The organism is Streptomyces sp. NPDC022552 (assembly GCF_055561875.1).
Window position 1 is genome coordinate 51,714 of the sequence record NZ_JBVHGJ010000019.1, and the last position, 13,876, is coordinate 65,589.

Genomic DNA, 13,876 nt, shown 5'->3' on the forward strand with positions numbered 1-13,876 from the left:
GGGGCCGGGCGGGACCCTGGCTCAGACCATCTCCAGGGGCCGGTGCGGCTCGGCCGGCAGCTCGACCCGGATCGGGTCGCCGGGCCGCACCTCACCGCCGGTCAGCACGATGCTCATGATCCCGGCCTTGCGGACGATCTCCCCGTTGTCGTTGCGGCCGAGAACCTGCTTGAGGAGCCCGTGCCGGTAGTTGTCGATCTGGGCGCACGGGTTGCGCAGCCCGGTGACCTCGACGACGGCGTCGGATCCGAGGTGCAGCCGGGTTCCGGTCGGCAGACCGAGCAGGTCGATGCCCCGGGTGGTGACGTTCTCGCCGAGGGCGCCCGGGGTGATGTCGAACCCGGCGCCCGCGACCTCGTCGAAGAGTTCCGCGTGGATCAGGTGCACCTGCCGCAGGTTCGGCACGGTCGGGTCCTTGGCCACGCGGGAACGGTGCTTGACCGTGACACCCGCGTGGACGTCGCCCTCCACGCCGAGGCCGGCGAGCAGCGTGATGCTGTCCCGGTTCGGCTTGGTGAACGAGTAGACGCCGTTGCTACTGACCGTCGTGACGGTAGCGCTGCTCATCACGGGAGCTCCCCTTCTCCGATCCGATGATCACATAAGCGTGATCATCATCGAGCGTACGTCAGCCGTACGTCGAGGTCAGCGGGCGGTGGCGGCTCGCCGAGGTCTCCTCAGCGGTTGAGCTCCTTGCGGGAGATCCGGCGCAGCCGGCGCCGCTGACTCGGGTCCAGGGCCAGGTACGCCACGGCCGGGACGCCGAGCACGATCAGCAAGGAGAACCAGAATCCGATGAGGGGCCACAGGAGGAGGCCGACGGCCACTCCCCCGATCACGATCTTCGTCCGTGTCGACATGTCCGACGCCTCCTTGTCACGCTGCCGAGCGCAGCGGCTCCCCGACCTCGTACAGATGTCCGAGCGCCTGTCGGTAGGACTCGACGAAACCGGTCTCTGTGTAGGGGATACCCACCGTACGACAGTGCGCACGCACGGCGGGCTGGGCGAGCCGAAGATGCGGCCGCGGCATGCTCGGGAAGAGGTGGTGCTCGATCTGGTAGTTCAGTCCGCCGAGGAACCAGTCGGTCAGGAAGCCGCCCCGGATGTTGCGCGAGGTGAGCACCTGGCGTCGCAGATGCCCCCAGCTGTCGCCGTCCGGGTGGGCGTCCGGCATCTCCATGCCCTTGTGGTTGGGGGCGAAGGCCATGCCCAGGTGCAGTCCGAGGAGCATCTGGTGGATCAGGGCGAAGACGAGCGCCTGGCCCACGGTGAGGGTGGTCAGGAGCAGCGTCGCGTAGCCGACGACGTGGGCGAGGAGCAGGGCGCCCTCGACGAGCCGCTCGCGCCGGGTCCGGCAGGGCCCGTCCTTGGAGAACAGGGCCTGGAACCCGTACACCTTCAGTGCGACGCCCTCCAGGGTGGTCAGCGGGAAGAAGAGCCAGGCCTGGTGGCGGGTGAGCCAGCCGCGGATCCCCGCCCGCCCGGTGGTCTGGTGCTGGGCGAAGACGAGGATGTCGGCCGCGACGTCCGGGTCCTTGTCGAGGTGGTTGGGGTTCGCGTGGTGGCGGTTGTGCTTGTCGTTCCACCACTCCTGGCTCATACCGAGGAGCAGGTTGGCGTGGACGAGCTGGATCATCCGGTTCCGCCGCCGGTCCGCGCTGATCTGGGCGTGTCCGGCGTCGTGGCCGACGAAGGCGACGCGGGCGGAGAACAGGGCGAGCGGGACGGCGAGGAGGAGGGCCCACCAGGAGGGGCCGAGCAGGACCAGACCCGCGACGACGGCGGCCAGACCGAGGAAGTTGACCGCCATGCCGCGCGCGTACCAGCCGGCCCTGCGCTCGAGGAGTCCCTGCTCCTTGATGGTCCGCAGCAGCGGTGCGAACTCGCTGGCACCGCCGCGTCCGCCGTCACGCCGGGCCGCGGCGCTCCGATCCGGCGCCGTGAGCATTGCTGTGGCGTGGGGCATGGCGGTCTCCGGTGTCCGTGGGCGGCGGCCCGGGCGCGGGCCGCCCGGACTCCCTCGAACGTACGGATCGGTGATCCTCCGCAGCCATGGCGTCACCCCCCGAGGCCCCAGGGGGCTGCCCCGGGGGCGGGGGTGGGGCTGGCTCCACCTTTAGGGGTCCGAGGGGGCTCTCCGGCTACGCCGCGATCGTCGACAGGGACAGGGGACGGGGCCCGACGCCCGGTCAGGAGTGATTTCTCCACCCGCGCCGGAGGGCTCGGAAGGTGAGCCAGGTCACGGCGATTCCGCTCCCGGACGGCCGCGCGGTTCCTGTACCCTCGGCCGCTCGGCCCCCAGTAGTCAAATTTGAGGAATGCGTTGTCGCCGTCCCAGAGACTCGATGAACTCGCCCGCTGCTCCGCCGTTTTCCTGCCCGCCGATCCGCCCCGAGCGGGCCGTATCGCCTTCTGGTCCCCCGACGGAACTCCTCCCACGGACGGGGCTCCGTCTGCCGACGGTCTGCCGGCGATGGAGGGCCGGCTGACCGTGGTGGCCGACGACGTACGCCCGCAGAAGGTCGCCGCCGCGCTGCTCCCCGTACGGGACGCCCTGCCGCTCCTCACGCGTGCCCGATTCTCGGACGGGGCCTCGCCCGCGACCGCGTTCTGGGGCGCCGCGGCCCTGTTCGCCCTGCACCTGGCGGCACGGGGGCTGCTGCTGCCCGGCCTCACGGGCACCGATCGCGATGCCTGGCGGGCCGGACCGCTGGGCCCCGAGGAACTCGCCGAACTCCGGGCGCTCGCCGCGTCGATGCCGCCCGCCGCCCATGCCGTACCGCTGAACGGGGACGGACCCGCGCACGAGGCCGAGCCGCTGTTCCTTCCCGAGCCCGCGGGGCTGTTGCGCGCCTTCGTGGACGCGGTCGTGGACGGGCTGCCGCGCACGCCGGCCGCCCCCCTCGCCGCCGGCGGGCCCGCCTTCGCGGCCGACGAGCCTCAGGAGCTGCCAGAGCAGCGGGCCTGGGCCGTGGATGTGGCGGCCGGCCACGACGCGGGCGTACGGCTCTCACTGCGTCTGGAGCTGCCCGGGCTGAACGAGCGGGAGGCCCCGGCGTTCCGTGCCGTGCTCCAGATGCACAGCGTCGCCGACCCGACGCTCGTCGCGGAAGCGGCGGAGGTCTGGGCCGGGTCGGGCACGGCGGGCACGGCGTTCGGACCGCGGGCCCGGATGGACGCCCTCCTCGCGCTGCGCCGCGCCGCCCGCGCCTGGGCACCGCTGGCACCTCTGCTCTCGGCAGCCGTACCGGACGCCGTCGAGCTGGCCGACGAGGAGGTCACGGAGCTGCTCGGCCCGGCGACCCGGGCGCTCGCCGCGACGGGTCTCCAGATCCACTGGCCGCGCGACCTGACCCACCGGCTCACCGCCCGTGCGGTGATCGGGCCGCCGGACGGCACAGGGCTGGACGCGGCCGGACTCCCTGGCACGAAGGAGTCCGCGGAGAACACGGAAACCTCGGACGACACCCCCGAGGACGGCACCGGCTCCTCCGGCCGAGGCTCATCCGCGCTCCCCTACTTCCTCTCCGCCGACGCCCTGCTCGCCTTCAACTGGCGGTTCGCCGTCGGCGACCAGGAGCTCACCCGCGCCGAGCTGGACCAGCTCGCCGAGGCCGGCCGGCCGGTCGTCCGGCTGCGCGACCAGTGGGTGCTCGTCGACCCGGCGGAGGTACGCCGTGCCCGCGCCGCCACGGACCGCAAGGTCACCCCGGTCGACGCGCTCGGCGCCGTCCTCACGGGGACGACCGAGATCGACGGCCGGCGGGTAGAGGTCCAGGCGACCGGCTGGCTCGAGCAGTTGCGCGCCCGCCTCGACGACCCGGAGGGCGGCCCGCAGGAGGTCGCCCAGCCCGCCGCGCTCGCGGCGACGCTCCGCGACTACCAGCTGCGCGGCCTCAACTGGCTGCACCGGATGACCTCGCTCGGCCTCGGCGGCTGCCTCGCCGACGACATGGGTCTGGGCAAGACGATCACGCTCATCGCGCTCCACCTTCACCGGCAGAGCGAGCCGTCGGCCGCCGGACCCACCCTCGTCGTCTGTCCGACCTCGCTGATGGGCAACTGGCAGCGGGAGATCGAGAAGTTCGCCCCCGGCACACCCGTGCGCCGCTTCCACGGCCCGACGCGGAGCCTGGAGGGCCTGGCCGACGGCGAGTTCGTCCTCACGACGTACGGCACGATGCGGCTGGACACCGACCAACTGGCCGCCCGTACCTGGGGAATGGTCGTCGCGGACGAGGCCCAGCACGTCAAGAACCCGTACTCGGCCACCGCCAAGCAGCTCCGCGCCATCGGCGCCAAGGCGCGCGTCGCCCTCTCCGGCACCCCGGTCGAGAACAACCTCTCCGAGCTGTGGGCCATCCTCGACTGGACGACGCCCGGCCTCCTCGGCCGGCTCGGCACGTTCCGGTCCCGCTACGCCGCCGCCGTCGAGGGGGGCCGGGATCCGGGGGCCGGCGAACGACTGGCCGCGTTGATCCGCCCCTTCCTGCTCCGCCGCCGCAAGTCCGACCCGGGCATCGCTCCCGAGCTGCCGCCGAAGACCGAGACCGACCGGGCCGTCTCCCTGACCAAGGAGCAGGCGGGCCTCTACGAGGCGGTGGTGCGCGAGACCCTCGCGGCGATCGCCGAGGCGGACGGTATGGAACGGCGCGGGTTGGTGGTGAAGCTGCTGACGGGGCTCAAGCAGATCTGCAACCATCCCGCCCAGTACCTGAAGGAGGAGCGGCCGCGTATCGACGGCCGTTCCGGCAAGCTGGAGCTCCTCGACGAACTCCTCGACACGATCCTCTCCGAGGACGCGAGTGTGCTGGTCTTCACCCAGTACGTACAGATGGCGCGGCTGCTCGAACAGCATCTGGCGGGGCGCGGCGTGCGCACGCAGTTCCTGCACGGGGGCACCCCGGTCGCCGAGCGGGAGGCTATGGTCGCGCGTTTCCAGGCCGGAGAGGTGCCGGTGTTCCTGCTGTCCCTGAAGGCCGCCGGCACCGGACTCAATCTGACCCGGGCCGGGCATGTCGTGCACTACGACCGCTGGTGGAACCCGGCGGTCGAGGCCCAGGCGACCGACCGCGCGTACCGGATCGGGCAGACGCAGCCGGTGCAGGTCCACCGGCTGATCGCCGAGGGCACGATCGAGGACCGGATCGCCGACATGCTGCTGCGCAAGCGAGCGCTGGCCGACGCGGTGCTCGGCGCGGGCGAGGCGGCACTGACCGAGCTGACGGACGCCGAGCTGGCGGAGCTGGTCCGGCTCCGCGGAGACGGTGACGGAAACGGAGACCCCGACGGCGGTGGCGACTTCGGCGGGGACAAGGACGCGCACGGGAACGGGGACGGACGATGAGCGGGTACGCGTACGACGACGAGCGGACCTTCGCGGCGCTGCCGCCGGCCCGGGGCTCGGCCTTCGCCCGTACCTGGTGGGGCCAGGCGTGGCTGAAGGCCCTGGAGGACACGGCGCTCGACAACGAGCAGCTGAAGAGGGGGCGGCGCCAGGCGAGGGCGGGCGCGGTGGGCGCGGTGTCGGTACGGCCCGGCCGGATCACGGCGGTCGTCAAGGACCGTGACGGCTCCTCGTACCGCAGCGATGTGCTCCTGCAGGAGCTGTCGGAGGACGACTGGGACCGGCTGCTCGACCTGGCGGTCGAGAGCGCGGGCCATATTGCCGCCCTGCTCGACCATGAGATGCCGCCGCATCTGGTGGAGGACGCTGCGGCGGCCGGGCTCGAACTGCTGCCGGGCATCGGCGATCTGGACCCCGAGTGCGGCTGTGAGGCGTGGGACCACTGCCCGCACACGGCGGCGCTCTGCTATCAGGTGGCGCGGCTGCTCGACGAGGATCCGTTCGTGCTGCTGCTGATGCGGGGGCGCGGTGAGCGGGCGGTCCTGGACGCGCTCCAGGAGCGCAGCGCGGCGCGGGCGGGGTCGGAGGAGTCCGCCGTCGAGGGGGCGGCGCCGGAGGGCGTACCGGCCGAGGAGGCCTTCGCCGCGCGCGACATCCTGCCCCCGCTGCCGGCTCCGCCCGTACTCCCCTCCGCGCCCGGTGAGCCGCCGTCCCTGGACACCGAGACCGCGCCCGAGCCGGGGATCGACCCGGCGGCGCTGGAGTTCCTCGCGGCGGACGCTGCGGCCCGGGCCCATCGGTTGCTGGCCGAGGCGCTCGCCGCTCCGGGTCGCGAACGGACGGGCTCGGGTACAGGCGCGGGCACGGGTACGGGTACGGGCAAAGGCGCGGGCTCCGGCACGGGCAAAGGCGCGGGGGAGCCGGCTTTGACGGTCGCTCAGGATGCGGTGCGGCTGGCCGCCGGGACTCCCCCGTCGTGGATCGCGGCTCGACTCGCCGACGGGTCCGGCCGGCGTCGGGCGGAGCTGGACCTGGCCACGCGCGCGTGGCGGTTCGGGGGCGCTGCCGCCCTCGCCGTACTGGAGGAGGCCTGGACACCCGGTCCGGAGGCGCTGGCCCGAGCGAAGGCGGTACTCACGGAGGCCTGGGAGGACGACGACCGGCCCGTACTGCGGCAGGCCGCGACAGCGCGCTGGACGGTGGTCGGTGCGGAGGCGCAACTGCGTCTGGGCGAGGACGGCCGCTGGTGGCCCTTCCGCAAGGAGCGCGGCCAGTGGGTCCCGGCCGGTCGTGCGGACCTGGATCCCGCCGCCGCGCTCGCGGCGCTGTCGGCTCGGGAGGAGTGACGGGAGGACCGGCGGACGCCCTTGCCGCGACCGGAGGACACGGTCACAGCAGGGGCGCGGTGAGCGGGCGGGCCGTGGTGCCGGGGCGCGTGTACGCGCTGAGGCTGCAGGCCACGGTGTCCGAGCCGAGGAGGTAGCCGGAGCGGTACGGGTACTGGACGAATGTGGTCCAGCGTGTGCCGCGCGGTTGCCCGGCGGCCTTGCGGTGCAGCGGCTCGCGGCACAGGGCCGCGGCAGCGTCCCGTACCTCCCGGTCGGTGCGGAGTTCGCCGACGAGCCGTACCACGGTGACGAGTTGGGCGTCGTGCGGCCGGTCGCAGCCGCGCCGTACGACGGTCCCGGGCTCGGCCCGGTCGATGTCGAAGCACTCCCCCGGCTTGAGGCGCTGGTAGCCGACAGCCGCGTCGTCGCCCGCCGCCCCTCCCTGCGGCGCGAGCCGCTCGCCCGCGGCGGGCGCGGCGTCGACGGTCACGTCACCCGGCGCGGCCGGTCGGGCCCCAGGGGTGTCGGACAGCCGGCTCTCGACCTCCTGACGGCTCGTCAACATGACTGCCCAGACCAGGATGAGGAGCGGCACGAGGAGGTACCGAAGGGGCGACGACAACTCGCCGATGAGCGGGGACATGGCGACCAGGGTCACCCACCGACGTCCAACTCGCTTGTCTTGAAGACGAGTTGCAGCACGGCCCGTACAGAACCGTGACACTTCCCTTACCTGTACGGGCCGTTCGTCGCCGCCCGGTGTGCTAGAGGCCGAGCTGGCGCTCCGCACCCTCGACGGTCTGCGCGAGGAGCACGGCGATCGTCATCGGGCCGACACCGCCCGGTACGGGCGTGATGAGGGAGGCGCGCTCGGCGGCGGTCTCGAAGTCGACGTCTCCGATGTTGCCGGGGTTGTAGCCCGCGTCGATCACCACCGCGCCGGGCTTGATGTCCTCACCCTTGATGAAGCGCGGCTTGCCCACGGCGGCCACGAGGATGTCGGCCTCCCGGACGATCGAGGAGAGCTCGGTGGTGCGCGAGTGGCAGTACGTGACGGTGGCGTCGCGGCCGAGCAGCAGCAGGCCGGCGGGCTTGCCCAGGATCGCGGAGCGGCCGACGACGACGGCCCTCTTGCCGCTCGGTTCGACGTCGTACGCGTCGAGAAGGCGCATGATGCCCCCGGGCGTGCAGGAGACGAACCCGGGAAGGCCGAAGCCCATGGCGGCGAAGGAGGCCATGGTGACGCCGTCGACGTCCTTCTCCGGCGCGATCGCCTCGAAGGCGGCACGCTCGTCGATGTGCGGGCCGACGGGGTGCTGGAGCAGGATGCCGTGGACGTCGGGGTCCTGCGAGAGCGCGGTGATCGCGGCGACCAGTTCCTCGGTCGTCGTCTCGGCGGGCAGCTCGACGTGCCGGGAGCGGATTCCGGCCTTCGCGCAGCGGTTCTGCTTCATCTTCACGTACGTGACGGACGCGGGGTCCGCGCCGACGAGCACCGTGGCGAGACAGGGCGTGACGCCGGTGCGGCGGGTGATCTCGGCGGCACGGGCGGCGGTCTCCTCGACCGTGCGGCGGGCGAGCGCGGTGCCGTCCATGAGGGAAGCGGTGCTGGTGGACATGGGCCACTCCTGGGCGTCGTCGATGACAGGGAGATCGCCCAGGCGCACGGCAACGTCGGATGCGCGCGGGTACGCGGGGTCCGGCGGGACCGCTCCCCGGTGGTGATCCACCTCAAGCGCCAGTCACGGCCCGAGCCCCACTCTACGTGACACCCGCGCGCGCCCACAGGGGCGGTCTCCGGACAGGGCGTGCGTGCGGGGGTGCCGGGGAGCTTGTCGCCACCGTCCACGCGCACGACGATGACGGACGGACGGGACGGACGACGGAGCGGGCCGGACGACCGGGCCGGACCGATGGCGGGGCGCCCGGACGACGGCAGCCGGACGGACGGCCTCGCCGGGCGGACGGATCGGGTCCGCGACCAACCGTGGGACCTCGACATGGAGGCCGAGTTGAGCGATGCGTGGGTGGCGGCGGAACCGGACGCCGACGCGCTGCGGCGGGCGCACGAGGTGTTCACCAGCGGCGGCCAGGTCCGCCTTCCCCCGGTACGCCCACTGGTGGCGGAGTCGTGGCGGCGCTCGGCGCGGGCCCGGGTCAGCCCCGACGGCGCGGCCTGTGTGGAGCTGGCCGACGACGAGCTGGCAGGGCACCGCGAGGAGCATCCGCTGTCGGCCACGATGCCGGTGATCCGTGAGCTGATGGGCACGTACGCGACGGACGGCGAACATCTGCTGGCGGTCTGCGACGCGGCCGGGCGGATGCTGTGGGTGGAGGGGCATCCGGGCACGCTGCGACGGGCGCGGGCGATGAACTTCGTCGCCGGGGCCCGCTGGTCGGAGTCGGTGGCCGGGACGAACGCGCCCGGGACCGCCATCGCCGTGGACCGCCCGGTGCAGGTGTTCAGCGCGGAGCACTTCCGGCGGCCGGTGCAGGCGTGGACCTGCGCCGCCGCTCCCGTACACGATCCGCACACCGGGCGGCTGCTCGGCGCGGTGGACATCACCGGCGGGGACCGGTTGGCGCATCCGCACAGTCTGGCGTTCGTCCAGGCGGTGGCACGGGCGGCGGAGTCCCAGTTGGCCCTGCTCGCGCCTGCGCCCGCCGCGGACCGGGTCCGGCTGGCGGCGCTCGGCCGGGACGAGGCTCTGCTGACGATGGCCGGCCGGCGGCTGCGGCTGAGCAGGCGGCACAGCGAGATCCTGGTCGTCCTGGTCCATCGCCCGGAGGGGGTGAGCGGCGACGAGCTCCTGACGCTGCTGTACGAGGACGAGTCGGTCACCCCGGTCACGCTCCGGGCCGAGCTGTCCCGACTGCGCGGGCTGCTCGGGCCGGAGCTGCTGCGGTCCCGCCCGTACCGGCTGGCGGCGACGGTGGACGCGGACTTCGCCACGGTGGACCGGCGCCTCGGCTCGGGTGCGGTGTCGGCCGCGCTCGCCGACTACGCGGGTCCGCTGTTGCCGGTCTCGCGCGCCCCCGGGGTGGTGCGGCTGCGTGAGCGCCTGGCGGACCGGCTGCGGGCGGCGTTGGTGGACCGGGGCGATCCGGCGCTCCTCGCGGACTGGACGTACAGCGCGTGGGGCGAGGACGACGTGGAGATGTGGCGGGCGCTGTCGGAGGTGGTACCGGCGTCGGGGCGTCCGCCGGTGCTGGCTCGGCTGCGGACTCTGGACGCCGAACTGTCGGCGGGCGCAACGGGGTTGCAACGTCCGGTTCCGCAGACTCGGCGGTGAGCGCCGGCCAGGGACGGCCCGCGCGGTCCGAGGGAGGCCATGTCCATGACCCGTTACGCCGCACCCGGTACCGAGGGCGCGATCATGTCGTACCAGGCCCGCTACGACCACTGGATCGGCGGTGAGTACGTGGCCCCGGCCCGGGGGCAGTACTTCGAGAACCCGAGCCCGGTCGACGGCCGTCCCTTCACCGAGGTCGCCCGCGGCACGGCCGAGGACGTGGAGAGCGCCCTGGACGCGGCGCACGCGGCGGCCCCGGCGTGGGGCCGTACGGCGCCCGGGGAGCGCGCCGGGGTCCTCCTGCGGATCGCCGACCGGATGGAGGCGCATCTGGAGGAGCTGGCGGTCGCGGAGAGCTGGGAGAACGGCAAGCCGGTCCGCGAGACGCTGGCCGCCGACATCCCGCTGGCGATCGACCACTTCCGCTACTTCGCGGGGGCGTTGCGCGGTCAGGAGGGCGCGCTGAGCGAGATCGACGACGACACCGTCGCGTACCACTTCCATGAGCCGCTGGGGGTCGTCGCGCAGATCATCCCGTGGAACTTCCCGATCCTGATGGCGGTCTGGAAGCTGGCCCCGGCGCTGGCGGCGGGCAACGCGGTGGTCCTCAAACCGGCCGAACAGACCCCGGCGTCCGTGCACTTCTGGATGAGCCTGGTCGCCGACCTGCTGCCGCCGGGCGTGGTGAACATCGTCAACGGCTTCGGCGTGGAGGCGGGCAAGCCGCTCGCGTCGTCGCCACGCGTCGCGAAGATCGCCTTCACTGGCGAGACGACGACGGGCCGGCTGATCATGCAGTACGCCTCGGAGAACATCAAGCCGGTGACGCTGGAGCTGGGCGGCAAGTCGCCGAACATCTTCTTCGACGACGTGTGGGCGGCGGACGACGACTTCCGCGACAAGGCGCTGGAGGGCTTCACGATGTTCGCCCTGAACCAGGGCGAGGTGTGCACGTGCCCGTCGCGCGCCCTGATCCAGCGCGGCCACTACAGCGAGTTCCTGGAGGCGGCGGTCGCCCGCACGGAACGGATCGTCCCGGGCCACCCGCTGGACACAGAGACGATGATCGGCGCCCAGGCCTCGAACGACCAGCTCCAGAAGATCCTTTCGTACCTGGACATCGGCCAGCAGGAGGGCGCGAAAATCCTGACGGGCGGCCAGCGTATCGAGCACGACGGCGAGCTGGCGGGCGGCTACTACGTGCAGCCGACGATCTTCGAAGGCGACAACCGCATGCGGATCTTCCAGGAGGAGATCTTCGGCCCGGTCGTCGCGGTGACCTCCTTCACGGACTTCGACGACGCGATCCGCACGGCGAACGACACGCTCTACGGCCTCGGCGCGGGCGTCTGGACCCGCGACGGCAACACGGCCTACCGCGCGGGCCGCGCGATCCAGGCGGGCCGCGTCTGGACGAACTGCTACCACGCGTACCCGGCACACGCGGCGTTCGGCGGCTACAAGCAGTCGGGCATCGGCCGCGAGACGCACAAGATGATGCTGGACCACTACCAGCAGACGAAGAATCTGCTGGTGAGCTACTCCCCGAAGAAGCTCGGCTTCTTCTAACGGAACAAAAGAAGGCGCCTGACCTGGGGTTTTGCCCGGGCCAGGCGCCCTCTGAGAGCGCCCACCCCTCCAATCGGGGGAGGCACCGAAATGCGCCTGTTCTCCCAGTTCGTGCCACTCATATCCCAGTCCTGACCAGCAGTTCCGGGCCATACACGGGCCAGATTGCGGCTCAGCCCGTGGGGCTGCTGGTCCCACCGCGCCGGCTCCACTCCTGCATCGACGCCTCGATGAGCCGGTTGGAATGCTGCTGCAGACCGTCCAGGAAAGCATCGACGCCGCGGTGATGCTGCCTGAAGGCGTGCGGATTCTCGGCGAGCTGCGCGGCTTCTCGCTGGCCCGGGCGCATGCCCGGTCGGGCGACCGGATCGCCATCGCGGCCTTACCTGGGCGGCGGCGACTCCTTCGCCCGGGCGTTGACCGACTTCGCGGAGACCTACGCGGACCAGAACGAGCGCGACCACGAGGCTCTGGTCGAGGCGGTCGACTCCGGTCGGCTCGTCGCGGAAGCCGCGTGAGCCTGTTGCGCCCCTGTGGCAGCCACACCCCAGCCGGGCCGAACAGGCACATTTTTCCAGCCTCAGGCGTCTCCGGCGGCGGAGACGTTTGACTGAACCCTCTTGTCGGGCGCCCCGACACGGTCAGGAGTACCAGTCGGCCTCCGCCGGCCGCGCCCGCCGGGGCACTTCCCGGGCGGGCATGGGCCTGCGTTCGCCACCCGCGAGCAGGGTGCTTGCCGGATCGCCGCCGAAAGCGCCCGGGAACGTCACCTCGACCTCGATGCCGCGAGGCGGGTCCGTGGGCAGGATTGTGCTCATCACTGTCTTCTGGGCGTGGTGGCCATGGGCGCGGGCGGCGGCGACCTGCTTCCCGTCCACGAGGAGCTCCAGCTCCCGCGTCCCGCCCATCCGCAGGCCCACGGTGACCGAGCAGCCGGCGTGCTCGCAATGAAAGTGATACTCGCGGCCCATGATCGCCTCCGTGAAGCGCCTGGCAACATGCCCCTTCCCTCCATCGTGGCACCGGATGGTGGCTGCGCCAGCTCTGGATCTCGCTCCCGCGGTGGTCACCGCTACGCCACCTCTCCCGACGACCGCACCACCGTCGCCGAGCACCGGAGGGCGCTGGCGTCGTTCCTCTCGGACAACGACAGCCACCGCGACCAGATCTCCGCGCCTCCCTGCTGAGCGACCCACCCACCACGCACGGTGCCTCGGCGAGCTGGTCGCCCGGCCAACCCAGCGCGCCCTCCTACGCATATCGCGAGGACGGGCAACCTGGTCGGTATCGATGACCAGCACAGCGCATCCAGCCGATTCCACCTGAACGCGTCAAGCCGGCAACCGCGTTCTACGCGGCGGGCGGGATCGATGCGACGACTCCGGCAACCGGACCGTGGCACTTCGGCCGATCCCCATGACCGCATGTGTATCGGCCCCACGCAGCGGCGCTGGGCAACTCTCCTCGCCAACAAGCTTCAGCCACCCGCAATTCGAGAGCCGCTCACCACGGTGCGCTGTGCGTGCTGACCGTCAGCCACACCTCGCGCCCGTGCTTCACGGGCTCTCGGCTGCCCTCGCCGGGAGGTGCGACCGCTGTCCGAGAAGACCGCAGTCGTCGATCTGGCGAGGGCTCGTACGCGAGACCTCCGGCCGCTGCGGGCTCGGGCCGCTGGACCGAACCGCGACGTGAAGACGAGGGCCCGATGTCAGTCCTCCGAAGGACTGGGAGCCGCGCACAGTGCCCATATGACGAACGCGTCGATGGCGATAAGCACGATCGCCCAGAACGGCTGGTAGGGCAGCCAGAGGAAGTTCGCGATCATGCCGAGGCCCGCCAGCGCCACACCGACGACCCTGGCCCAGGTGGCGCCCTGGAACAGGGCCGCTCCGGCGAGGACGATCACGATCCCCAGGATCAGATGGATCCAGCCCCAGCTGGTGAGGTCGAACTCGAAGACGTAGTTCCGGGTGGCCACGAACACGTCGTCCTCGGCGATGGCGGCGATGCCCGAGAAGATGGCCATCAGGCCACCGAAGATCATCATGACTGCTGCGAAGACCAGCCAGCCGCTTCCGCGTCTTGTCGCACCGCCGGTACGGGCACCGCTCATTCGGGTCGTCATGACCGCTCCATCGTGTGGGAGGTCCGCACGGGCCGGACGGGTTCGGTTCGGCCGATCGGGTCACTTCCAACATCGCTCCCCACGGCCAACCGCGCATCTCGGAGCCGTCCGGCGCCGAGGCACCGAACGGATCAGAGAGTTGGGCCGACCTAGTCGTCAACAGGCCCTCCCGCCTTCCTGCCACGCTCGAACGTGCTCGTGACCAGCACCGT

General features: G+C 72.2%; 11 protein-coding genes, 1 pseudogene and 1 riboswitch. Of the genes and pseudogenes, 5 read left to right on the top strand and 7 right to left on the bottom strand.

What is annotated here, in order from left to right; genetic code table 11:
* Nucleotides 1-21: 21 nt before the first annotated feature.
* From ACZ3OF_RS33265 to ACZ3OF_RS33275, 3 genes are all read right to left on the bottom strand, one after another.
* Entirely contained in the window at nt 22-567 is a 546-nt protein-coding gene (locus ACZ3OF_RS33265) for an MOSC domain-containing protein (RefSeq protein ID WP_361680823.1), read from the bottom strand.
* 110 nt (nt 568-677) lie between these two features.
* Nucleotides 678-860 (bottom strand): hypothetical protein, encoded by a 183-nt coding sequence (locus ACZ3OF_RS33270; RefSeq protein ID WP_361444727.1) that lies wholly within the window; start codon nt 858-860, stop codon nt 678-680.
* Nucleotides 861-876: 16 nt separating this feature from the next.
* A complete protein-coding gene (locus tag ACZ3OF_RS33275; RefSeq protein WP_467308544.1) occupies nt 877-1,968 on the bottom strand; it encodes a fatty acid desaturase family protein in 1,092 nt (363 codons plus the stop codon).
* 357 nt (nt 1,969-2,325) lie between these two features.
* On the opposite strand from ACZ3OF_RS33275, the gene ACZ3OF_RS33280 reads away from it, so the two are divergent.
* A complete protein-coding gene (locus tag ACZ3OF_RS33280) occupies nt 2,326-5,349 on the top strand; it encodes a DEAD/DEAH box helicase (RefSeq protein WP_467308546.1) in 3,024 nt (1,007 codons plus the stop codon).
* A complete protein-coding gene (locus ACZ3OF_RS33285; protein ID WP_361680832.1) occupies nt 5,346-6,695 on the top strand; it encodes an SWIM zinc finger family protein in 1,350 nt (449 codons plus the stop codon). Before ACZ3OF_RS33280 ends, ACZ3OF_RS33285 begins: the two co-directional genes overlap by 4 nt.
* 43 nt (nt 6,696-6,738) lie before the next feature.
* Here ACZ3OF_RS33285 and ACZ3OF_RS33290 read toward each other — a convergent pair whose 3' ends face one another.
* Both ACZ3OF_RS33290 and ACZ3OF_RS33295 read right to left on the bottom strand, forming a co-directional pair.
* Nucleotides 6,739-7,320, bottom strand: coding sequence for a hypothetical protein (locus ACZ3OF_RS33290; protein WP_361680835.1), 582 nt, complete (start codon nt 7,318-7,320; stop codon nt 6,739-6,741).
* Between the two features lie 121 nt (nt 7,321-7,441).
* Nucleotides 7,442-8,296, bottom strand: coding sequence for a bifunctional 5,10-methylenetetrahydrofolate dehydrogenase/5,10-methenyltetrahydrofolate cyclohydrolase (locus tag ACZ3OF_RS33295; RefSeq protein ID WP_361680838.1), 855 nt, complete (start codon nt 8,294-8,296; stop codon nt 7,442-7,444).
* A 29-nt stretch (nt 8,297-8,325) separates the two neighbouring features.
* Nucleotides 8,326-8,433: riboswitch (ZMP/ZTP riboswitch) on the bottom strand.
* 256 nt (nt 8,434-8,689) lie between these two features.
* Between ACZ3OF_RS33295 and ACZ3OF_RS33300 the strand changes: the two genes are divergently transcribed.
* The 3 genes and pseudogenes from ACZ3OF_RS33300 to ACZ3OF_RS33310 all read left to right on the top strand — a co-directional run.
* The gene (locus ACZ3OF_RS33300; RefSeq protein WP_467308605.1) at nt 8,690-9,970 is read left to right on the top strand and encodes a GAF domain-containing protein; all 1,281 of its coding nucleotides are present in this window, start codon (nt 8,690-8,692) and stop codon (nt 9,968-9,970) included.
* 45 nt (nt 9,971-10,015) lie between these two features.
* A complete protein-coding gene (exaC, locus tag ACZ3OF_RS33305; RefSeq protein ID WP_467308548.1) occupies nt 10,016-11,539 on the top strand; it encodes an acetaldehyde dehydrogenase ExaC in 1,524 nt (507 codons plus the stop codon).
* A 286-nt stretch (nt 11,540-11,825) separates the two neighbouring features.
* Nucleotides 11,826-12,057: pseudogene (locus tag ACZ3OF_RS33310) on the top strand (DUF2252 family protein); the annotation flags it as partial.
* 123 nt (nt 12,058-12,180) lie between these two features.
* Here the strand turns inward: ACZ3OF_RS33310 and ACZ3OF_RS33315 are convergent.
* Nucleotides 12,181-12,510 carry a hypothetical protein gene (locus ACZ3OF_RS33315; RefSeq protein ID WP_467308550.1) on the bottom strand — a complete coding sequence of 110 codons (330 nt, stop codon included), beginning with the start codon at nt 12,508-12,510 and terminating at the stop codon, nt 12,181-12,183.
* A 737-nt stretch (nt 12,511-13,247) separates the two neighbouring features.
* Complete coding sequence (locus ACZ3OF_RS33320) at nt 13,248-13,664, bottom strand: DUF7144 family membrane protein (RefSeq protein WP_467308552.1); 417 nt, start codon at nt 13,662-13,664, stop codon at nt 13,248-13,250.
* Nucleotides 13,665-13,876: the final 212 nt, after the last annotated feature.

Excerpts from the sequence above, each read along its gene's own strand:
- ACZ3OF_RS33320 (WP_467308552.1), bottom strand. The coding sequence starts at position 13,664 with ATGACGACCCGAATGAGCGGTGCCCGTACCGGCGGTGCGACAAGACGC.
- exaC (WP_467308548.1), top strand. The coding sequence starts at position 10,016 with ATGACCCGTTACGCCGCACCCGGTACCGAGGGCGCGATCATGTCGTAC.
- ACZ3OF_RS33275 (WP_467308544.1), bottom strand. The coding sequence starts at position 1,968 with ATGCCCCACGCCACAGCAATGCTCACGGCGCCGGATCGGAGCGCCGCG.
- ACZ3OF_RS33270 (WP_361444727.1), bottom strand. The coding sequence starts at position 860 with ATGTCGACACGGACGAAGATCGTGATCGGGGGAGTGGCCGTCGGCCTC.
- ACZ3OF_RS33285 (WP_361680832.1), top strand. The coding sequence starts at position 5,346 with ATGAGCGGGTACGCGTACGACGACGAGCGGACCTTCGCGGCGCTGCCG.
- ACZ3OF_RS33290 (WP_361680835.1), bottom strand. The coding sequence starts at position 7,320 with ATGTCCCCGCTCATCGGCGAGTTGTCGTCGCCCCTTCGGTACCTCCTC.
- ACZ3OF_RS33295 (WP_361680838.1), bottom strand. The coding sequence starts at position 8,296 with ATGTCCACCAGCACCGCTTCCCTCATGGACGGCACCGCGCTCGCCCGC.
- ACZ3OF_RS33315 (WP_467308550.1), bottom strand. The coding sequence starts at position 12,510 with ATGGGCCGCGAGTATCACTTTCATTGCGAGCACGCCGGCTGCTCGGTC.
- ACZ3OF_RS33265 (WP_361680823.1), bottom strand. The coding sequence starts at position 567 with ATGAGCAGCGCTACCGTCACGACGGTCAGTAGCAACGGCGTCTACTCG.